General features: G+C 74.5%; 21 protein-coding genes. 14 read left to right on the top strand and 7 right to left on the bottom strand.

Translation table 11 applies throughout. The features are described 5' to 3' along the window. Position 1 precedes the first annotated feature (1 nt). From ACFWU6_RS00995 to ACFWU6_RS00985, 3 genes are read left to right on the top strand one after another with little or no spacing between them, the layout of a single operon-like run. Positions 2 to 904: an SIS domain-containing protein gene (locus ACFWU6_RS00995; RefSeq protein ID WP_383977211.1), complete on the top strand. Its 903-nt coding sequence runs from the start codon at positions 2 to 4 to the stop codon at positions 902 to 904. After that, positions 901 to 1,737 (top strand): class II fructose-bisphosphate aldolase, encoded by an 837-nt coding sequence (locus ACFWU6_RS00990; protein ID WP_383803384.1) that lies wholly within the window; start codon positions 901 to 903, stop codon positions 1,735 to 1,737. Before ACFWU6_RS00995 ends, ACFWU6_RS00990 begins: the two co-directional genes overlap by 4 nt. 17 nt (positions 1,738 to 1,754) lie before the next feature. After that, positions 1,755 to 2,291: a hypothetical protein gene (locus ACFWU6_RS00985; RefSeq protein ID WP_383977209.1), complete on the top strand. Its 537-nt coding sequence runs from the start codon at positions 1,755 to 1,757 to the stop codon at positions 2,289 to 2,291. Positions 2,292 to 2,356: 65 nt separating this feature from the next. Here the strand turns inward: ACFWU6_RS00985 and ACFWU6_RS00980 are convergent, their stop codons facing one another. After that, complete coding sequence (locus tag ACFWU6_RS00980; protein ID WP_383977206.1) at positions 2,357 to 2,935, bottom strand: YrhB domain-containing protein; 579 nt, start codon at positions 2,933 to 2,935, stop codon at positions 2,357 to 2,359. Positions 2,936 to 3,102: 167 nt separating this feature from the next. Further along, positions 3,103 to 3,603, bottom strand: coding sequence for an STAS domain-containing protein (locus ACFWU6_RS00975; protein ID WP_383977203.1), 501 nt, complete (start codon positions 3,601 to 3,603; stop codon positions 3,103 to 3,105). A 260-nt stretch (positions 3,604 to 3,863) separates the two neighbouring features. Here ACFWU6_RS00975 and ACFWU6_RS00970 point away from each other — a divergent pair, with 260 nt between their 5' ends. Both ACFWU6_RS00970 and ACFWU6_RS00965 read left to right on the top strand, forming a co-directional pair. After that, positions 3,864 to 4,319: an NUDIX domain-containing protein gene (locus ACFWU6_RS00970; RefSeq protein WP_383803377.1), complete on the top strand. Its 456-nt coding sequence runs from the start codon at positions 3,864 to 3,866 to the stop codon at positions 4,317 to 4,319. A gap of 149 nt (positions 4,320 to 4,468) precedes the next feature. Continuing rightward, entirely contained in the window at positions 4,469 to 5,659 is a 1,191-nt protein-coding gene (locus ACFWU6_RS00965) for an acyl-CoA dehydrogenase family protein (protein WP_383977200.1), read from the top strand. Positions 5,660 to 5,782: 123 nt separating this feature from the next. Here ACFWU6_RS00965 and ACFWU6_RS00960 read toward each other — a convergent pair whose 3' ends face one another. Next, a complete protein-coding gene (locus ACFWU6_RS00960) occupies positions 5,783 to 7,150 on the bottom strand; it encodes an NAD(P)-binding domain-containing protein (protein WP_383977197.1) in 1,368 nt (455 codons plus the stop codon). Positions 7,151 to 7,285: 135 nt separating this feature from the next. Between ACFWU6_RS00960 and ACFWU6_RS00955 the strand changes: the two genes are divergently transcribed. Continuing rightward, the gene (locus ACFWU6_RS00955) at positions 7,286 to 7,657 is read left to right on the top strand and encodes an ArsR/SmtB family transcription factor (RefSeq protein WP_383977194.1); all 372 of its coding nucleotides are present in this window, start codon (positions 7,286 to 7,288) and stop codon (positions 7,655 to 7,657) included. Then, positions 7,654 to 7,806: a hypothetical protein gene (locus tag ACFWU6_RS00950; RefSeq protein WP_383803369.1), complete on the top strand. Its 153-nt coding sequence runs from the start codon at positions 7,654 to 7,656 to the stop codon at positions 7,804 to 7,806. The genes ACFWU6_RS00955 and ACFWU6_RS00950 overlap by 4 nt, the downstream gene beginning before the upstream one ends. Positions 7,807 to 7,838: 32 nt before the next feature. Here ACFWU6_RS00950 and ACFWU6_RS00945 read toward each other — a convergent pair whose 3' ends face one another. The 3 genes from ACFWU6_RS00945 to ACFWU6_RS00935 all read right to left on the bottom strand — a co-directional run bounded on the left by ACFWU6_RS00945 (position 7,839) and on the right by ACFWU6_RS00935 (position 9,953). Beyond that, entirely contained in the window at positions 7,839 to 8,705 is an 867-nt protein-coding gene (locus ACFWU6_RS00945) for a sulfite exporter TauE/SafE family protein (protein ID WP_383803367.1), read from the bottom strand. Continuing rightward, positions 8,702 to 9,538 carry an aquaporin gene (locus tag ACFWU6_RS00940; RefSeq protein ID WP_383977191.1) on the bottom strand — a complete coding sequence of 279 codons (837 nt, stop codon included), beginning with the start codon at positions 9,536 to 9,538 and terminating at the stop codon, positions 8,702 to 8,704. The genes ACFWU6_RS00945 and ACFWU6_RS00940 overlap by 4 nt, the downstream gene beginning before the upstream one ends. Before the next feature lie 100 nt (positions 9,539 to 9,638). Continuing rightward, a complete protein-coding gene (locus ACFWU6_RS00935; protein ID WP_383803364.1) occupies positions 9,639 to 9,953 on the bottom strand; it encodes an ArsR/SmtB family transcription factor in 315 nt (104 codons plus the stop codon). A 231-nt stretch (positions 9,954 to 10,184) separates the two neighbouring features. Between ACFWU6_RS00935 and ACFWU6_RS00930 the strand changes: the two genes are divergently transcribed. Next, positions 10,185 to 10,604 carry an arsenate reductase ArsC gene (locus ACFWU6_RS00930; RefSeq protein WP_383803362.1) on the top strand — a complete coding sequence of 140 codons (420 nt, stop codon included), beginning with the start codon at positions 10,185 to 10,187 and terminating at the stop codon, positions 10,602 to 10,604. A gap of 55 nt (positions 10,605 to 10,659) precedes the next feature. Here the strand turns inward: ACFWU6_RS00930 and ACFWU6_RS00925 are convergent, their stop codons facing one another. Further along, complete coding sequence (locus ACFWU6_RS00925) at positions 10,660 to 11,007, bottom strand: hypothetical protein (RefSeq protein WP_383977188.1); 348 nt, start codon at positions 11,005 to 11,007, stop codon at positions 10,660 to 10,662. A gap of 241 nt (positions 11,008 to 11,248) precedes the next feature. On the opposite strand from ACFWU6_RS00925, the gene ACFWU6_RS00920 reads away from it, so the two are divergent. The 6 genes from ACFWU6_RS00920 to ACFWU6_RS00895 all read left to right on the top strand — a co-directional run bounded on the left by ACFWU6_RS00920 (position 11,249) and on the right by ACFWU6_RS00895 (position 18,675). Beyond that, a complete protein-coding gene (locus tag ACFWU6_RS00920; RefSeq protein WP_383977185.1) occupies positions 11,249 to 11,713 on the top strand; it encodes a hypothetical protein in 465 nt (154 codons plus the stop codon). Positions 11,714 to 11,863: 150 nt separating this feature from the next. Then, positions 11,864 to 12,514, top strand: a complete 651-nt coding sequence (gene sigK, locus ACFWU6_RS00915) for an ECF RNA polymerase sigma factor SigK (protein WP_383977182.1) — start codon at positions 11,864 to 11,866, stop codon at positions 12,512 to 12,514. After that, positions 12,511 to 13,398, top strand: coding sequence for an anti-sigma factor (locus ACFWU6_RS00910; protein ID WP_383977179.1), 888 nt, complete (start codon positions 12,511 to 12,513; stop codon positions 13,396 to 13,398). The genes sigK and ACFWU6_RS00910 overlap by 4 nt, the downstream gene beginning before the upstream one ends. Positions 13,399 to 13,607: 209 nt before the next feature. Next, positions 13,608 to 14,549 carry an oxygenase MpaB family protein gene (locus ACFWU6_RS00905; protein ID WP_383977177.1) on the top strand — a complete coding sequence of 314 codons (942 nt, stop codon included), beginning with the start codon at positions 13,608 to 13,610 and terminating at the stop codon, positions 14,547 to 14,549. Next, the gene (locus ACFWU6_RS00900; protein ID WP_383977174.1) at positions 14,531 to 17,062 is read left to right on the top strand and encodes a tetratricopeptide repeat protein; all 2,532 of its coding nucleotides are present in this window, start codon (positions 14,531 to 14,533) and stop codon (positions 17,060 to 17,062) included. The genes ACFWU6_RS00905 and ACFWU6_RS00900 overlap by 19 nt, the downstream gene beginning before the upstream one ends. After that, on the top strand, positions 17,059 to 18,675 hold the full coding sequence (locus ACFWU6_RS00895; RefSeq protein ID WP_383977171.1) for a phytoene desaturase family protein: 1,617 nt from the start codon (positions 17,059 to 17,061) through the stop codon (positions 18,673 to 18,675). Before ACFWU6_RS00900 ends, ACFWU6_RS00895 begins: the two co-directional genes overlap by 4 nt. Positions 18,676 to 18,793 lie beyond the last annotated feature (118 nt).

Raw genomic sequence — 18,793 nt, 5'->3', positions numbered from 1 at the left:
CATGAGCCACGTGGCGTACGAGTTGGGCACACAGCCCGAATGCTGGGAGCGGGCCGCCGAACTGGCCCCGGCGCGACGGGCGGTGTTGCCGCGGCCGGGGGAGCGTACCGCGATCGTCGGGTGCGGGACCTCGTACTACATGGCCCAGGCCGCCGCCGTGTTGCGCGAGGAAGCCGGGCAGGGCGAGACGGACGCCTTCCCCGCGTCCGAATTCCCGTACCACCGCCGCTACGACCGGGTGCTCGCCCTGACCCGTTCCGGCACCACCACCGAAGTGCTGGACCTGCTGGCCGGGTTGCGGGACGCGGGCGTGCCCACCACCGCGGTGATCGGCGACCCGGCCACCCCGGTGACGACCCTCGCCGACGAGCTCGTGGTCCTCGACTTCGCCGACGAGCAGTCCGTCGTACAGACCCGGTTCGCGACCACCGCCCTCACCCTGCTGCGCGCCCACGTCGGGCAGCACACCCCGTCCGTGGTCGCGGACGCCCGTACCGCCCTCGCCGAGCCCCTTCCCGCAGAGCTGGAGAGCCGCGGCCAGTTCACCTTCCTCGGCCGGGGCTGGAGCGTCGGCCTCGCGAACGAGGCCGCGCTCAAAATGCGCGAGGCCTCGCTCTCCTGGGCCGAGTCCTATCCCGCGATGGAGTACCGGCACGGGCCGATCAGCGTCTCCGGGCCCGGCACGGCCACATGGTCGCTCGGCGAGGCCCCCGCGGGCCTCGCCGAACAGGTGCGCGCCACCGGGTCGCAGTGGGTCGCCGGGCGGCTCGACCCGCTCGCCGAGCTGGTCCGGGTACACCGTCTCGCCCTCGCCGTCGCCGCCCACCAGCAGTTGGACCCGGACGCGCCGCGCCACCTGACCCGTTCGGTGATCCTCACCGCCGACGAGGAGGCGGTCCGATGAGCCTCGTCCCCGCGGGTCCGCTCGTCCTGGAGGCGGCCGCGGCCGGCCGCGCCGTCGCCGCCTTCAACATCATCACCCTGGAGCACGCCGAAGCCGTCGTGGCGGGCGCCGAGGCGGCCGGGCTGCCGGTCATCCTCCAGCTCAGCGAGAACGCGGTGAAGTTCCGCGGCGGTCGGCTGCTGCCCATCTCCCGGGCGGCCGCGGCCTGCGCCGAGGAGGCGGCCGTCCCCGTGGGCCTGCACCTCGACCACGTCAAGAGCTCCGAACTGCTGCGCCAGGCCTGCGACGCGGGGTACAGCTCGGTCATGTTCGACGCCGCGCACCTCCCGTACGCCGAGAACTTGGAGGCCACCCGCTCGGCCGCCGACTGGGCGCACGCCAACGGGCTGTGGATCGAGGCAGAGCTGGGCGAGGTCGGCGGCAAGGACGGCGCCGCCCCGCTGGACCCGCACGCGCCGGGCGCGCGCACCGACCCCGACGAGGCACGCCGCTTCGTCGCCGACTCCCGGGTCGACGCGCTGGCCGTCGCCATCGGCAGCAGCCATGCCATGACCAGCCGGACCGCCGCGCTGGACCACGCGCTGCTGGCCCGGCTGGCCAAGGCGGTGGACGTGCCGCTCGTCCTGCACGGTTCGTCGGGCCTGCCGGACGGCGAGCTCGCGGCGGCGGTCGCCGGCGGCATCCGCAAGGTCAACATCGGCACCGCGCTGAACGTGGCCATGACGGGGGCCATCCGCGCCCACCTCACCCCGGCGGACCCCAGGCCCTATCTGACAGCGGCCCGTACGGCGATGGCGGCGACGGCCGAGGCTATGATCAGCGCCCTGAACTGAGGCCCACCGGGGGGATCATGGACGCGCAGCGGGGCAACGGCGGCCGGCGGCGCTTCCTGCTGGCCCTCGGCCTGCCCCTGTTCGCCGTCGCCGGTGCGGGCGCCGCGGTGGCGACGGCCCTCCGGCCCCCGGAGCGGCAGCGGGAGCCGCTGCGCGTCCGCACCGACCTGGAACCCCTGAACCGGCGGTTCAGGTCGTACCTGGGCGAGCTGAGCGCCGCCCACTGGGTGGGCTACGACGTCGACGAGGCCCCCGGCGACCGGAGCGTCCCGAGCCCGGACTCCCGAATCCGCCTGGCCGGCGTCGCCCACCTGCCGCCCGGCGGCGGGGCAGCCGTGGTCCGCGGTCCCGGCCGGACCTTCGCCCCCGCCGTGCCGTCCGACCTCCCCGCCGAACTGCGGCCGCACCTGCCCGAGGGCGCGCTCTGGCAGCACAGTGCGGAGTTCGACGCCGGCGCCGCCGGATTCGGTCCCGAGGGCCACCGCTCGGGCACGTACCTCTTCGACGCGGTCCGCGACCTCGTCTGCTTCGACGTCCTCTACGTCCTGACCTGACGGGCCGTCCGGGGCCTGATCCCGGCGCCCGGAGATCGAGTGATGGACAGCCAGGTGGTGGGTGGTCAGGCGCCCGGCGGTCGGGACGCCTGCCGCGCAGGCCACCAGTCGGCCGGTTCGGGGTTGGGGCCGCTGTAGGTGCTGATGGCCGGGTACCGCGTGTCCGGCTGGGGGAGCCGGTACACCAGGTCGGCCGGGGGTGCGGACCCGGAAGCGATCGCGTCGACGAACCGCAGGGCGTCGGCGGGGCTCAGCCCGCCCGGTGCGCGGCGCACGGCCCGGAAGGCGTCCCCGCGACGCCCCAGGTCGGTGAGCTGCCGCACCCGCGCGTCGAGTTCCCGGGGCGGGAGATCGCCCCGCACCTTCTGCCGGTACTGATCCTCCCATTCCCGGTCGCCGTCGCAGAACTGCGCGTGCACCATGTGGAGGCTCCCGTCCAAGGCGTCGACGAGGAAGGGCCCGTGTCCGGTCAGGGCGTCGCGGGAGAGGCCGGTCCGCGCGTACTCGGGCGACTGGCAGCTGATCAGCCACCCCAGCGCGTGCCGCTCGGCACCGATGACCACCATCGCCGGCCAGGACCGGGCGGCCTCCGCGGCGAGCAGCTGCCGCTCCACGAGTTCGATGGCCCACTCACGCGACGTCATGCCGCCACCCTACGAGGGCGGAGGGGGCTCCTGCCCGGCGTTTCCCCTCGCCGGGAGGCGCGGCGCGGACCGGGCGGACCGGGCGGACCGAGCCGGTCGAGCCCGTCCGGCATACACCTGCGGACGCGGCCCCCACGGGCCCGCCGGGTCCGGGTGCGAGGCTGCGCTCACACCCCCCCGTACCGCGCCCCCGCGTCCGGCCGTGGACGAGTGGGCGCAGCCGGCAGACGGCGCGACCTGGCGCCGGGAACGCGGCTCGCGACCTCGAACAGGTGGGCGAGGGCCCGGGAGGAGACGCCGATCTCCCACCGCCGACCGTCTCCGCTCCAGTGGTCGAGGACGCGCAGGAGCGCGGAGTCGCAGAACGTGAGCGCGCTCGCGTCGATGAGCAGGCGCGTGCGGCCGTCGGCGGCGGCCCGGGCGAGCGCCGCGTCCAGCGGCCGGGCGGTGTAGTGGTCGAACTCGCCCTCCGGGACGAGGACGACGGTGTCCGGCCGGTCCCCGGGAAGGACGCGGACGCTGCCGCCGGGTCCGTCCGCCTCGTCGATGCCGTCCAGCTCGATGGCGGGCGTCGTTTCGGGGACGCGGTGCCGTGGGGTGCCGGCGGCGCGAGCAGTGGTGCTGGTGCTGGTGCTGGTGGGGAGGGTGGGCTGTATCGGGGTGTTCATGCCCGCACCAACCGGCCGAGTCCGCGACGGGTTTCGCTGCCTCGGGGGGCTTCACCCGCGGGTGCGTGTGCGATCCACCGGGGGAGCGGTCCTGGTCCCTCGTCCGGCGGAGCGCCGCATCCGGGCCGGAGCCCGCCGGCCCCGCCCGTGGGCCCCGGCGGCCCAGCCCGTTGTCGCCGCCCGTTGGCCTAGGATTTCGATCATGAGTCCGAGCGGGCACCCGGACGCCGATCCGTCCCGCCATTCCCCAGGAGCGCCCCATGACCCCCTCCGCCGGCCACGCGCGGGCCACCGCCTCCGCCGCCGCCGTCATCCGGGACGAGCGCGGCCGGGTGCTCATCGTCAATCAGGTCCACAGGGAGCGGTGGAACCTGCCGGGTGGCCACATCGAGGAGAATGAGCTCCCCACCGCCGCCCTGCGGCGCGAACTCCGCGAGGAGCTCGGCCTCGACCTGGAGATCGGAGACCTCCTGGTGACCGCATGGGTCACCCGCGGCGAGGGGTCGCACGTCTTCCACGTCTTCGACGGGCCGCTGCTGAGTCCGGAGCAGCAGCAGGCCATCCGCCTCCAGGAATCGGAGATCGACGAGTTCCGGTTCTGCCTGCCGGAGGACATCTCGCCCGACATGGTCCCGCCCTTCGCCCTCGCCATCTGGCGAAGGGTCCTCGTGGCGCGCGAGGAGAAGCGGGCCGCCTACCTCGAACTCGCCCTGTAGCCGCTGCCCGCCGGGGCGCCGGTCCCGCCCCGCCCGCCGGGTGAGCGGATCGGCCGGGCGCCGACCCTTCCGGATTCTTGGAACAGGTTCTACTCTGCCCCCGCCGCCGCAGTGGCGGCCGGCTGGACCGCGAGACTCCCGGAGGGGCCGTGCACCTCGAATACACGCCTGAGCAGCAGCAGTTGCGCACCGAGCTGCGCGCCTACTTCGCCGAGCTGGTCCCGGATGACGTCTACGCCCGCTACGAGGATCCCGCCGCCCAGAAGCGCTTCTACCGGGAGACCATCCGCCGCCTGGGCGCCGACGGCTGGCTCGGGGTCGGCTGGCCGAAGGAGTACGGCGGCCGGGGCATGTCCCCGATGGACCAGTTCATCTTCTTCGACGAGGCCGCGCAGGCCGTCGTGCCGCTGCCGCTGATGGCCCTCCACACCGTCGGGCCGACCATCATGCAGTTCGGCACCGACGAGCAGAAGGCGTACTTCCTGCCGAAGATCCTGGCCGGCGAGATCGACTTCGCCATCGGGTACAGCGAACCCGACGCCGGCACCGACCTCGCCGCCCTCAGGTGCCGGGCGGTCCGTGAGGGAGACGAGGAGACCGGCACGTACGTGGTCGACGGGCAGAAGATCTGGACCACCAACGGCGACACCGCCGACTGGGTCTGGCTCGCCGTGCGCACCGATCCGGACGCGCCCGCGCACAAGGGCATCACCATGCTCCTCGTGCCGACCTCGGACCCCGGGTACTCGTGCACCCTCATCAACACGCTCGCCTCGCACGACACCACCGCGAGCTACTACGAGAACATCCGCGTCCCGGCGAGCCGCCGGGTCGGCCGGGAGAACAAGGGCTGGCGCCTGATCACCAACCAGCTCAACCACGAGCGCGTCACCCTCGCCGCCCACGGCACGATGGCCATCCGAGCCCTCCACGACGTCCAGCGCTGGGCCGCCGAGACCAAGCTCGCCGACGGCCGCCGCGTCATTGACCTCCCGTGGGTGCGCGGGCGGCTGGCCCGGACCCACGTCCGGCTCGACGCCATGAAGCTCCTCAACTGGCAGATGGTCAACGCGGTCCAGGCCGGGACCCTCACCCCGCAGGACGCCTCCGCGGTCAAGGTGTACGGCTCCGAGGCCCGCCGGGACGCCTACGCCTGGCTCATGGAGGTCGTCGGCGCGGCCGGCTCCCTCAAGGACGGCTCGGCCGGCGCGGTCCTGCACGGCGAACTCGAACGCGGCTACCGCAGCGCCGTCATCTTCACCTTCGGCGGCGGCAACAACGAGATCCAGCGCGAGATCATCTCCTGGATCGGCCTGGGCATGCCGAGGGTGCGACGCTGAGGCGGCACCTGACAAGGGCTTCGGCCGGCACGTGAGCAGGCGACGGCCGAGTCCTCGATCGAACCCCGTGCCGGTCGCCGCCACGGCTGCCCGACGCCGGGCCTCGGGCAGCAGCCGCCTCGGTCAGCAGCCGCCCGAGGCGCGGGCTGGGGCCGGGGCGCCGACGGGCAGCACGGCCGGGGCTGCGCAGCAGCCGCCGCCGGTCTCCTCGGTGGCCTCGGGCCGGTCGAAGAGGCCCGCGCCGCCGCAGACTCCGGTTTCGGGGAGGGTGAGTTCGACGCGCTCGGCCGCCTCCCGGTCCCCGGCGAGGTGGGCGGCGATGGAGCGGACCTGCTCGTATCCGGTCAGGGCGAGGAAGGTGGGGGCGCGGCCGTAGGACTTCATGCCGACGAGGTAGACGTCCTTCTCCGGATGGGAGAGCTCCTTCACGCCGTGCGGGTAGACGGTGCCGCAGGAGTGCTGGTTGGGGTCGATCAGCGGTGCGAGCGCGGTCGGAGCCTCCAGGCGTTCGTCCAGGCCGAGGCGGAGCTCGTTGAGGAAGGAGAGGTCGGGGCGCAGCCCGGTGAGGACGATGACCTCGTCGACCGGATCCAGGCGGCGGCCGTCCTCGCCGATCAGGACGAGGCGGCCGTCGCCGTCGCGTTCGATGGTGTCGGTGCGGAAGCCGGTGACCGCGTCGGCGTACCCGCCGTCGACGGCGGCCTTCGCGGCGAGGCCGAGGGCGCCCCGGGCGGGGAGCTGGTCGGCATCGCCCCCGCCGAAGGTGGAGCCGGAGATGCCGCGCCGCAGGATCCACAGTGCGCGGGTGCCCGGCTCGTCCCTCGCGAGGTCGGCGAGGTGGGCGAGGGCGGTGAAGGCGGAGGCGCCGGAGCCGATCACGGCGGTGCGCTTGTCGGCGTACCGGGCTCGGACGGCCGGGTCCGCGAGGTCCGGGACGCGGTAGGTGATGCGGTCGGCCGCACCCCTCTCGCCGAGCGCGGCGAGACCGCTGCCGCCCGCCGGGCCGGGGGTGGACCAGGTGCCGGAGGCGTCGATGACGGCGCGGGCGAAGACGCGTGCCTCGCTGCCGTCGGCCGCGGCGAAGTGGACGACGAAGGGCTGCGCCTCGCGGTCGGCGTCGACGAGGCGGTCGCGGCCGGTCCGGGAGACCCCGGTGACGGTCGCGTCGTAGCGGACCCGCTCGCCCAGGACATCGGCCAGGGGCTGGAGGTAGCGCTCGACCCAGTCGCCACCGGAGGGGTAGGCGGCGGGGTCGGGCCGTGCCCAGCCGGTGGGTGCGAGGAGCTTCTCGGCCGCCGGGTCGACGATTTCACCCCATCGGGAGAAGAGGCGTACGTGCGACCACGCGCGGACGGCCGTGCCGGCGGCGGGCCCGGCCTCCAGGACGAGGGGTTCGATGCCGCGGTCGACCAGGTGGGCCGCGGCCGCGAGGCCGGCGGGGCCGGCTCCGATGACGATGACGGGCAGATCGGTACGGGCGGAGGCGGTCACGGCGGGCTCCTCGTTGTTTCGACATCTGTCGATGGCTTGCCCGACCAGAATGACACCTGCTTCGATGAGCGTCAACATAGATGTGCATCTAATCAGGCACCGTCGCTCTGTTTCGACATGTGTCAACATAGGCGTATGTCGAATGCCGAGGTTCTGCCGCTCCTGGAAGCCGACCAGGCCGCCGCGCCGTGCTGCCCCCCGCTGAACGAGCGCCCCATGTCCGCGGACGAGGCCGAAGCGGCGGCGAAGATGTTCAAGGCCCTGGGCGACCCGGTCCGCCTGCGCCTGTTCTCCTCCGTCGCCTCGCACGAGGGCGGGGAGGCGTGCGTGTGCGACATCTCCGACGTCGGTGTCTCCCAGCCCACCGTCTCCCATCACCTCAAGAAGCTGAAGGAGGCCGGCCTGCTGACCTCGGAGCGCCGTGGGACCTGGGTGTACTACCGCGTCGAGCCCTCCGTGCTCGCTGCCATGAGCGCCCTCCTGGCCGGCGCGGCGAAGACGGCGTGACCGGCGCGCGGATCACCGCGCTGCTCCCCCGGCACGCCGGCGCGACGCCGGCGATCCACCGGGCCGGGTTCGGCGACGTCGACACCCGCGAACGCGTCGGCCGCCACCGCGGGCGCCTGGTTCGACGTGGTGCGGCCGGAGCGCCGTAGCAGGGCCGTCGACCGAGCGGGCGGGTCGACGGTCAGGTGCGGGGGGCGGTGCCGGGGACCCCGGACGGGTCGTGCCGGGCGACCTTGACCGCCGAGATCAACAGGATGGTCGCAAGTGCGGGAATGAGGACCGGGTCGGGGACCACCCCGAGCAGGAGCCCGCCGAGGAGCGCGCCGAAGACCGAGCCCGCGGCCATGAGCGCGGTGAAGCGGAGGTTGGCGCCGAGGACGGCGAAGCTGCCGTCGCGGCTGTAGCGCGCGAACGCGACGAGCATGGTGGGCAGGGACACCAGCAGGGACAGGCTGCCCGCCGGCTTGATGTCGACGCCGTACAGCAACACGATCGCGGGGATCAGCAGTTCACCGCCGGCAACGCCCATGATCGCTGCGACGACGCCGATGCCGAAGCCGGCGGCCACGCCGGCCGCCACCTGAACCGCGGTCGGCAGGGAGGGCGACCACCCGGCGGTGGTGTGCGTGAGGGCGAGGGCGCCGGCCATGCCGACCATCAGGATCGCGAGGACCTTGTGCAGGGTGGCGGACCGCATCCGCACCGCCCATGAGGCTCCCGCCCACGCTCCGAGGAGGCTGCCCGCCAGCAGGTTGACCGCGACGGTCCAGTGGGAGCCGAGTTCGCCGAAGGAGACGACGGCCAGGCGGGCGGGCAGGGCGGTGATCACGACGACCAGGCTCAAGGCCTTGTTGAGGATGACGGCCGACAGCGCCGCGAATCCGAACATCCCGATCAGCAGCGGCAGCCGGAACTCCGCACCGCCCAGGCCGATCATCCCGCCCAGCACGCCGACCGTCGCACCGGCCCCGAACACCAACGGTGCCGAGCGCAGCCGCGCCGCTCTCGCCGGCGCCTTCTCCGAAGCCTCGTCAGCCGCGTCGATCATGCCCTTCCCCCGTACGCCCGGCGCGCACCGCCATGCCCGTGCGGTTCGGCACGGAAGATGACCGCCACCAGGGCCAGGCCCACCGCGGCACCCGCCACCTGTGCGCCGATGAAGGCGGGCACGGAGGCGGGGGCTATGCCCGCGAAGGTGTCGGTGAACGCGCGGCCGATGGTGACGGCCGGATTGGCGAAGGAGGTGGAGGAGGTGAACCAGTACGCGGCGCCGATGTACGAGGCGACGGCGACCGGCGCGAAGCGGAGCCGGTCGCTTCTGGCCAGGCCGAAGATCAGCAGGACCAGGCCGGCGGTGGCGACGACCTCGCCGAGGAGCAGGTTCGGGGCGGAGCGGTCGTGGGTGGACCATTTCACCAGCGGTTCGCCGAACATGGCGTCCGCCAGGACCGCCCCGGCGATGGCGCCCGCGATCTGGGACGGCACGTACACGGCAAGCTCACGCGCGTCGACTCCCGCGCCGCCGCGGCGGGCGGTCCACCACTCGGCGAGCGTGACGGCCGGGTTGAAGTGGGCGCCGGAGACCGGTCCGAGGAGCGTGATGAGCACGCCGAGCCCGAAGACCGTGGCGGTGGAGTTGGCCAGCAGCTGGAGGGCCGCGTCGTCGGTGAGGCCGGCGGCCTGGATGCCGGAGCCGACCACGACGGCGACGAGGGCGGCGGTACCGACCAGCTCGGCGGCGGCGCGGGCGACCAGGGGAACGCGGGGCGGGGTCGCGCCGGGTGCGGGCCGGATCGCGTCGGCGGGTACGGGCCGGGGCGGGTCGGCGGCTGCGGCGGTGTCCGCTCCGGGGGCGGTGCCGACGGGCTCGGTGGCGGTCAAGGCGGGTCTCCTCGGGCAAGGTGAGGCGCAGGCATAGGCAAAGGCATAGGCATAGGCGCAGGCGCGGGCGCAGGCGCAGTGTGGAGGGCTGGCGCTGGGGCTACGGGCAGGACCGCTTGCGGTTCGCCTCGGCGGTGGCGCGCGCGGTCCGGGCCAGGTCCGCGAACTGACCGGCGAGGGCGCCGATGACTTCCGGGCGCAGACGGTAGTAGGTGAACCGCCCGCACGGCTCCGTGTCCACGACCCCGGCCTCGCGCAACACCTTGAGGTGGTTGGAGAGGTTGGTCTGCCTGGCTCCCGTCTCCTCCACGAGGTGGGTGGTGCACAGCGTCTCCCCGGCGAGGAGGGTCACGATCCGGAGCCTCAGCGGATCGGCCAGAACCCGGATCAGATCAGTGTCGACTGACGTCATCATGGGCTGATACTGTCACATCAGTCGAGGCTGACGCCATCGAAGTCGACCTGGGGTTCCGTCGAGCGGGATCGCCCTGCCTCGGGAGGCGTACCCGGCCCACGCCCCCCCCGCACCGCTGCCGGACCGGCGCCCGGGTCGTCTCCCTCGGACCGTGCCGGCCGCGCCCGCACCGTTTACCGCTGTTGCCCACCGCCGTCGCCCACCGCCGTCACCCCACTCAAGGAAGAACAGATGTCCTCCGCTCCTGCCGCGTCCGTCCTGTTCGTCTGCATCCACAACGCGGGCCGCTCCCAGATGGCGGCCGGGTTCCTGCGCCACCTCGCGGGCGACCGCGTCGAGGTCCGGTCCGCCGGTTCCGTGCCCGGCGAGCGGATCAACCCCTCCGCCGTCGCCGCCATGGCAGAGCTGGGCATCGACATCTCCGACCAGCGGCCGAAGGTCCTCACCCCCGAGGCCGCCCGGGCGTCCGACTACATCATCACCATGGGCTGTGGTGACGCCTGTCCGTACTTCCCCGGCAAGACGTACCTCGACTGGCAGCTGGAGGACCCGGCCGGGCAGGGCGTCGAGGCCGTTCGCCCCATCCGCGACGAGATCAAGGGCCTCGTCGAGGGCCTGATCGCCGAGATCGACGCCAAGCGGCAGGCGTGACCGCGACGACCGGCGCACCTGCCGACGACGGCAGGCGCGCCGATCACCGCGGCCGTCACGCCCGGCAGCGCAGCATCGCCAGCGGGGGATCGGCCAGGAGGTCCGCCCAGAAGTCCGCACCCAACGCGCGCACTCCGGCGTCGGACACCTCCAGCGGGACCCACGTCAACTCGCTGAACCCGGCCGCCCGCAGGCACTTCTCGTAGACCTCGCGGCGCGGGCAGGTGGTGACGAATGAGATCGGCCGGTCGAGCAGCGCCGTGATCCGGACGCGCGGTCCGGTCTCGGCCTCCTCGCCGGTCCGCTCGCACAGGAAGCCGTACTGCCTCGTCGTGTCCCCGGCCGCGGTCCGCCCCCGTCGCCAGGGATGTGCCGCGGCCCCTGCCGGGCAGTCTCCCCCCACCCGGCAGGCCGGCGTACTTGGCGGAAGCCGCGAAGATCCGCACCCCGTCCCGGCCTCGTCTACGGGCGGGCGTACTCGCGGCGGCCTCTCCGAACCGACTGGTAGCGCCCGAGGGGGCTGCCTTCTGGCGGCCAGGGGACAAATCGGGAGAATTTATCCATCCAGGGTGCGATCGGCTCCGAATTACTTGTGTCACAGCACTTACGGCTCTCGCTTCAGCGGGGGCGAGGAGGTGGGATCCATGAGCGTTCCCGTCCGGATCAGGCGCGTGGCCGTGGCCGCCGCCGCGACCGGGATGCTGGTCGGTGGTGCGGCGCTCGGCGCCGCGGCGCCCGCCGTAGCAGCCCCGGCCGCGTCCGTCTCCACCGTGGCCACCGGCGATCGCGACCACAACAAGCAGTGCCACTGGAAGAAGGGCCACTGGGAGAAGAAGTGGGTCAAGGGCCACTGGGAGAAGAAGTGGGTCAAGAGCCACGACCGTGACCGCGACCGCGACCACAGGGGCGACGACCGCTACGGCGACCACAAGGGCGACAACCGCAAGGGTGACAACCGGTACGGCGACCACAAGGGCGACAACCGGTACGACGGCCACAAGGGCGACTGGCGGGGCGGCAACGGCCACTGGAAGTGGGTGTACGTCCCCGGACAGTGGGACAAGCACTGGGTCCAGGGCCACTGGGACTGCTGGAACAAGCACCGCTGACGGCTCCCGTGGCGGCTGCCGCCGACGGATGGTCCACGAGGGCCCGCCCCCGCGGGCCCTCGCTGCGCCGGTGGCCCCCGGATGCGGCGCCCCGCGAATGATGGTGGGATCGGTATCCGGTGCTGCACTCGGGAGATCACTGGATGTCTGATGGCCCACAGGGGAACCGAAAGCGCGGAACCGGCCGACCGGTCCGACAGGCCCGACAGGTCCGACCGGGCCGACGGGTCCGACCGGTCGGGGTCCGACGAGGAGGACCGTAGTCTCGACGCGCAGCTCGTCCGGGCCGCCGACGGCGACCGCGACGCCTTCGCCCGGGTCTACGACGCACTGACCGTCCCCGTAACGGGCCTGGTCTGCCGCGTCCTGCGGGACGCCGACCAGGCGGCGGAGGTGACCCAGGACGTGATGGTCGAGGTGTGGCGTACGGCGGGCCGCTTCCGGCCCGAGCTGGGCAGCGCCAAGGCGTGGGTGCTGGTGCTGGCCCACCGGCGGGCGGTCGACCGCGTGCGTTCCGTACGGGCCCGCGGCGAGCGGGAGGAAAAGGCCGCGCTGCTCGACCGCAGGACCCCCTTCGACGAGGTCGCCGCGGTCGTCGAGGAGCGCGACGAACACGCCCGGGTGCGGCGCTGCCTGGGAGCACTGAGCCGGGCCCAGCGGGAGTCGGTCCTGCTGGCCTTCTACGAGGGGATGACCTACCGGGAGGTGGCGCGGTCGCTGTCGTCGCCGGAGGGCACGGTCAAGTCGCGGCTGCGCGACGGGCTGCAACGGCTGCGCGAGTGCTTGGAGGCGTCCCGATGAGCACCACGCCCGAACCGCACGCACCCCTCGGCGCGTACCTCCTGCACGCACTGCCGCCCGACGAGGAGAGCGCGTTCGAGGAGCACCTGGCCGGCTGCGCGGACTGCCGGCGCGAGCTGGCCGCCCTCGTGCCGGTGCTGGTGCGGCTGTGCGCCACCGAGGCGGCGGCGCCTGCGCCCGAGCTGCGCGCCCGCGTACTGGAGCAGATCGCTCTCACCCCGCAGGAGCCGCGCGGTGCGGTCGTCTCCACCGGAGAGGCGGCCGCCCGGCCCGTACCGGAGGCGGCCGCCCCGCCGCACGCCCTCCCGAAACCAGCCGGTCCGCGTGCTCGTGCGCGCGCGGCCGGCGGTACCCCCCATCCGCCCCCCGGACGCGGGGCACCCGCGAAACGGCCGCCCGGACGGGCCGGACTCCGGTCGCCGCTGCACTGGGCACTGGCCGCGTCCCTGGCCGCCGCGGCCGCCTTCGGCGGGATCGCGGTCTGGCAGCACCAGGAGGCCGAGCGGGCCCGTACCGAGCTCCACCGGGCCGGCCCCGCGGTGCGGCTGGCCGATGTGCTGGCCGCTCCCGATGCGGCGATCGGCACGGCCGACCTCGGCGACGGCGCCACCGGGTCCGTCATCGTCTCCCGCGCCGAGAGGCGGGGCGCCTTCATGGCCTCCGGCCTGCCGCAACTGACCTCGGACCAGGTGTACGAGCTCTGGTACGACGACTCCGGCCGGGCCCGCTCGGCCGGCACCCTGACCGGCCGGGGCAACTGGCACATCAAACTGCTGGACGGTGACGTCGACCGGGCCACCGCCCTCGGCATCACGGTCGAGCCCGCCGGAGGCTCCGCCAAGCCCACCGGACCCCCCGTGGGGCTGATCGACATCCCGGCCTGACCCCCGCGGTACGAGAGTGGCGGAGCTGGCCCGCCGGACGGGTAGCCCCGCCCCGGGCCGGGCAGGATGGGGGAAAGCCCGAGCGGACGGAGCCGGCCGTACGGCGGGGAGCTGCCGAGGCGGCGGAGCCACACCGTACGGCGGCGCGGCCGAGGCGGCGGACGGGAAGCCGGAGCGGTCCGGACAGCCGGGCCGGAGGAGGCCAGCGGATGAGCGGAGCTCCGTACGGGGGAGCGGATCCGGGACTCTACGGCCCCGCCTCCGTCACCTGGCAGTGCCACGGCGAGCCGGTGATGTGGATCGCCGGAGTCCGCGCCCTCTACCTGCAGGCCCTGCACCCCCGGGCCGTCCGCGGGGTCATGGAGAACTCGGACTTCCGCTCCGACGCCTGGGGGCGGCTGCTGCGCACGGCCGACTTCGTCGGCACCCTCACCTACGGCACCACCGAGGCCGCCGAGCGCGCCGGAGCCCGCGTCCGCGCCATCCACCGCACGCTCTCCGCGACCGACCCCGACACGGGCGAGCGGTTCCCCGTGGACGATCCGGCGCTGCTGCTCTGGATCCACTGCGCGCAGATCGACAGCTTCCTGCACGTCCTGCGCCGCTCCGGCGTCCCCCTCACCCGCGACCAGGCCGACCGCTACGTCGACGAGAACCGGACGGGCGCCCGCCTCGTCGGCCTCGACCCGCGGGACGTCCCCGCCGACACCGCGCAACTGGCCGGCTACTTCGAGACGGTCCGCTCCCAGCTCACCGCCGGTCCCGACGCCCGCGCCGTGGACGCCTTCCTGCGCAGCCCCCCGACCCACCCCCTCCTCGTGCCGGGCCGGAACCTGCTGTGGCGACCGATCGCCAGGCTCGCGTACGCGACGCTCCCCGACTGGGCGCACCGGATGTACGGACGCCCCGCACCGGCCCCCCGCGATACCACCCGGCGCCTGCGCCTCACCGGTCACGCTCTGCGCACCATTCCCGCAGCTCTGCGCTGGCAGCTGCCACCAGGTCACATCTTGAAAGCGATGCGTCGCATGGGCCCCGGGAGCCGCCCCTCGCCGTACACACTGCGTACATCGGCGGCCATACTGGACGGGCCGGGGAGGGCGAGGCACGACGACGGGGGCGGCTTCACAACATGGCGGAGTCCAGACTGATCCAAGGCCGGTACCGGTCGCTCGATCTGATCGGGCGCGGAGGCATGGGCGAGGTGTGGCGGGCCCGCGACGAGTCGCTGGGCCGGCACGTCGCGGTGAAGTGCCTCAAACCGATCGGCGCCGAACAGGACGCCCACTTCACGCAGGTGCTGCGCGAGCGGTTCCGGCGCGAGGCGCGCGTGGCGGCCGCGCTCCAGCACCGCGGTGTCACCGTCGTGCACGACTTCGGCGACGACAGCGCCGCCGGAGGCTGCCTCTACCTCGTCATGGAGCTCCTCGAGGGGCGCAACCTCAGCCAGCTGCTGGAGGACAACGGGACGCGCCCGCTGCCGGTGGACGTGGTCGTGGACGTCGCCGAGCAGATGGCCGCGGCCCTCGGCTACACCCACGACCAGGGCGTGGTCCACCGCGATCTGAAGCCGGCCAACATCATGCGGCTCACCGACGGCACGGTGAAGATCTGCGACTTCGGCATCGCCCGTCTCGCCCACGACATCGGCTTCACCGCCAAGCTCACCGGCGGCGGCATGGCGATGGGCACCCCGCACTACATGTCGCCCGAGCAGATCGCGGGCGGCGAGGTCGACCACCGCAGCGACCTCTACTCCCTCGGCTGCGTGCTCTACGAGATCGCCACCGGTGCCCCGCCCTTCGACCTCGGGGACTCCTGGTCGGTGCTGGTCGGCCACCGGGACACCGCGCCCGTGCCGCCGCGCGCGCACCGCCCGGAACTGCCCGACTACTTCGAGCGGGTGGTCCTGGACCTGCTCGCCAAGCGCCCCGAGGACCGTCCGGGCGACGCCCGCCACGTGCACCGCCGGCTCGTCGAGGCGCGGACCGGCCCGGCGGGGCTCCCCGGCGCCCCGGCCCCGCTGCCGGGGTGGGCCCGGGGGATGACCGCCGGCCGCAAGGCCGGCCTCGACGCCCGTCCCGCGAGCGGGGAGTGGGCCGTGCTGACCGGCGCGTGGACGGCCGTACGCCCCGGCGCCGACCGGCCCGTTCCCGTCTCCGGCCCGGCTGCCGGTCCTGTCGTGGGGGCCGGTCCCGCCCCGGTTCCGCTTCCCGCCTCGAGTGCCCGTCCCGTCTCCGCTCCGGCCGTCGGTGCCAGTCCTGCCCCCGTCCCGGGCCCGTTTCCTGCTTCGGGTCTCGGTCCCGCCTCCGGTCCGGCTGCCGGTCCCGGTCCCGTCTCCGGTCCGGCTGCCGGGTCCGTCCCGGGTCCGTTTCCTGCCTCGGGTCCCGGTCCCGTTTCGGGTCTGGCCGCCGGTGCCGGTACGGCTTCCGGTCCTGGTCCGGCTTCCGTCCCGGGTCCGGCCCCCGGGGCCGTCTCCGGTCCGGCTGTCGGTCCCGTCCCGGGTCCCGGCCCCGGTCCCGTTCCTGTCGTGGGTCCCGGTGCCGGTCCCGGTCCCCGCCCGGGTGCCGGCGACGTGCCCGGGGGTTCGGCCCCGGCGGCCCCCGGCGGGCCGCGGCGGATCGTCCGGCCCGCCCCCGCCGAGGATCCGCGCCTCACCGCGGAGTACGGCCTCCCGCGCCCGTTCGGCGCGCGCGAGACCGGAGTCGACGCCCTCGCCGCCGGCCACGCCCGCGCCTTCGCCCTCAGCCGGGCCGGCCGGCCCGAGGCGGCGCTCGCCGTCTACCAGGCCGTGGCCGACGGGCGCGCCCGGGTGCTCGGCCCGGACCACGCCGACACGCTCGCCGCCCGCCAGGAGAGCGCGTACGAACTGGGCCGCCTCGGCCGCCACGCCGAGGCGTACGGCGTCTACCGCACCGTGCTCGCCGCCCGCGAGCGGACCACGGGCCCGCGCCACCCCGACACCCTGCGCTGCCGCCACAACCTGGCCTGCGCGCTGGGAGCCCTCGGCCGGTTCGCCGAGGCCCACCGGGCCGCCGCGGAGACCGCCGCGGACCGGGCCACCGTTCTGGGCGCGGAGCACGCGGACACCCTGCTGACCCGCTACGAGGTGGCGTACGCGCTGGGCCGCCTGGAGCGCTGGCGGGAGGCCCTCGCCGTCTTCCGCGAGGTCGCCGCCGTACGGGAGCGGGTGCTGGGCCGCGACCACCCCGACACCCTGGCCGCGCGCTACGAGATCGGCGTCGCGCTCGGGCGCACCGGGAAGAGCGCCCAGGCCCTCGACCTCTTCCGCGCCCTGGTCCGGGACCGCACCCGCGCCTACGGAGCCACGGACCCCGAGACCCTCCGGGCCCGACACGTCCTCGGCGTCAACCTGGGCCGTCTGGACCGCTGGGAGGAGGCGGTCGCCGAGGCCCGCCAAGTCGGCGCTCTGCGGGCCGGCGTCCTCGGCGTCGAGCACCCCGACACGCTGGTCAGCCGCCGCGAACTCGCCGCGGGCCTGGGGCGGCTGGGCCGCTGGGAGGAGGCGCTGCCCGTCTACCGGGACCTCGCGGGCATCCGCGAGCGCGCCCTGGGCGACGCGCACCCCGACACGGTTCTGGCCCACGCCGACGAGGCGCACTGCCTGGAGCGGCTCGGCCAGGTGTGCTACCAAGAGCCATGACTGCCACGAGCGGCTCCCGGGTATCCGGCCGGATCGCCTTCGACGGGGCCGTGTACGACGCGGTGATCGTGGGCGGCGGCCACAACGGTCTGGTGGCCGCCGCGTACCTGGCCGGGGCGGGAAGATCGGTGCTGCTGCTGGAGCGCCTCGGGCACACGGGCGGGGCCGCCGTGTCCACCCGCCCCTTCGCGGGCGTCGACGCCCGGCTGTCGCGCTACTCCTACCTCGTCTCCCTGCTCCCGGCCAAGATCGTGCGCGACCTCGGCCTGCGGTTCTCGGTCCGCCGCCGCACGGTCTCCTCGTACACGCCCACCCTGCGCGACGGGCGGCCCGGCGGGCTGCTCGTCGGCGGGGACCCCTCCCGTACCCGGGAGTCCTTCGCGCAGCTGACCGGCTCGGACCGCGAGTACGACAGCTGGCGCGCCTTCTACGGGACCACCGGGCGGGTCGCCGGGAAGGTCTTCCCGACCCTGACCGAGCCGCTGCCCAGCCGTGCGGAGCTGCGGGCCCGGATCGACGACGAGGCCGCCTGGCGAATGCTCTTCGAGGAGCCCCTGGGCCGGGCCGTGGAGCGGAGCTTCGCCGACGACCTGGTCCGCGGCGTGGTCCTCACCGACGGCCTGATCGGCACCTTCGCCGACGCCCACGACCCCTCGCTCGCACAGAACCGCTGCTTCCTCTACCACGTCATCGGCGGCGGGACCGGTGACTGGGACGTGCCCGTGGGCGGAATGGGCGCCCTCACGGACGCGCTCGCCGACGCCGCGCGGGGCGCCGGGGCCGAGATCGCCACCGGCCACGAGGCACTGCGCATCGACACGGACGGCGCCGGCCCGGCCGAGGTCGTGTTCCGTACGGCGGCGGGGGAGGGCCGGGTCACCGCAGGCACCGTGCTGGTCAACGCCTCACCGCAGGCCCTCGCCGCACTCCTGGGCGAACCTCCGGGGCAGGGTGCGGCCCCGGAGGGGGCCCAGCTCAAGGTCAACATGCTGCTGCGTCGGCTGCCCCGGCTCAAGGACTCCGGCGTGGACCCGCGCGAGGCCTTCGGCGGTACCTTCCACATCGCCGAGGGGTACGCCGAGCTGGCGCGCGCCCACGCGGAGGCGGCCGCCGGGAGGCTGCCGTCCGTACCGCCCTCCGAGATCTACTGCCACTCGCTCACCGATCCGACGATCCTCGGCCCCGAGCTGGTGGAGCAGGGCTACCAGACGCTCACCCTCTTCGGGCTGCACACCCCCGCCCGGCTGTTCCGGAAGGACAACCGGCAGGCCGGCGAGGTCCTGCTCACCGCCACCCTCGCGCAGCTGGACCGCCATCTGGCCGAGCCGCTGACCGACTGCCTCGCCTTCGACGCGGACGGACGGCCCTGCATCGAGGCGAAGACCCCGCTGGACCTGGAGCGCGAACTGCGGCTCCCCGGCGGCCACATCTTCCACCGGGACCTGTCCTGGCCGTACGCGGAGGGCGGCGCCGCCGGCGGGGGCGCGGGGGCCCGGTGGGGCGTCGGGACCGCCCATCCCAACGTGCTGCTGTGCGGGGCGGGCGCGGTGCGCGGCGGCGGCGTCAGCGGAATCCCCGGACACAACGCGGCGATGGCGGTGCTCGGCCGCTGAGCGGCACTGTCGGTGCGCTCGGCCGGGGGCCGACGGCCGGGAGGCCGGCCGGTCGGTCCGGTGTGGCGGCCGCGTACCGGGGGGCCCGGCCGATGGCCGGCCGCGCCCGTCCCGGACC

The organism is Streptomyces sp. NPDC058674, from assembly GCF_042716505.1.
Lineage (GTDB): Bacteria > Actinomycetota > Actinomycetes > Streptomycetales > Streptomycetaceae > Streptomyces.
Note: the sequence above shows the minus strand (reverse complement) of the source record. Positions and strands in the feature narration are given on the sequence as shown.